Source organism: Rhizobium sp. SVR5-9E (genome assembly GCF_056755095.1).
The window spans coordinates 1-238 of record NZ_JBNDHS010000706.1; the positions used below are offsets into that span (position 1 = coordinate 1).

At 38.7% G+C, this 238-nt stretch carries 1 protein-coding gene; it reads right to left on the reverse strand.

Annotated elements, in window-relative coordinates; all coding sequences use genetic code 11:
- Positions 1-238 (reverse strand): hypothetical protein (locus ACPYOJ_RS36640; RefSeq protein ID WP_481420578.1); only part of this gene is annotated, 238 nt, incomplete at both ends.

Here is a 238-nt window from a genome sequence, read left to right on the forward strand (position 1 = left end):
GTTAGCAGCTTTTACTTTCACCTGGAATCCTACGGTACTGTAAATGCTCAAGTGGTCCGCGTTAAGGGATGCTACACCATTAGCATAGTCATCTTTAGTTACGTAGTCTAAGTTAACGATTTTTTGTGAGTTGTTAACGACCAAAGTCTGAATAGGTTTTAATCTTACGTTTAGGGTAACGGTTTGTGCAGCGATTGTTGCAAATCCGAATAGAACAAATGATGCTAGAATACACTTT